At 64.4% G+C, this 511-nt stretch carries 1 protein-coding gene; it reads left to right on the top strand.

Annotated elements, in window-relative coordinates:
• The coding region (locus CDV44_RS26900) for a cytochrome P450 (protein WP_141118822.1) at window positions 1-511 on the top strand (511 nt) is incomplete at both ends.

Here is a 511-nt window from a genome sequence, read left to right as displayed (position 1 = left end):
GGCAACGAAGGACGTGAACATCGGCGGTATCGATATCGCCGCAGGCTCGAAGCTGCTGATCGTGACGTCGTCGGCCAACCATGACGAAGCGCACTTCGCCGACGCCGATCTGTTCGACATCCGCCGCGAAAACGCCAGCGACCAGCTCACGTTCGGTTACGGCTCGCACCAGTGCATGGGCAAGAACCTCGCCCGCATGGAGATGCAAATCTTCCTCGAAGAGTTCACCCGTCGTCTGCCGCACATGAAAATCGCGGAGCAGGAGTTCACCTACGTGCCGAACACGTCGTTCCGTGGCCCGGAGCATGTGTGGGTCGAGTGGGATCCGGCACAGAACCCCGAACGCCTCGATCCGGCCGTGCTGACACGTCAGTCGCCCGTGCGTATCGGCGAACCGTCGGGCCATAGCGTGACGCGCCCGGTCGTGGTCGAGTCCGTCACCCCGGCCGCCGAAGGCATCGTCAAGCTTCGCCTTGTCGCCCCCGATGGCCGTGCCATGCCGCGCTGGGCA

Origin of the sequence: Pandoraea sp. PE-S2R-1 (assembly GCF_002179865.1) — a bacterium.
Lineage (GTDB): Bacteria > Pseudomonadota > Gammaproteobacteria > Burkholderiales > Burkholderiaceae > Pandoraea.
Note: the sequence above shows the minus strand (reverse complement) of the source record. Positions and strands in the feature narration are given on the sequence as shown.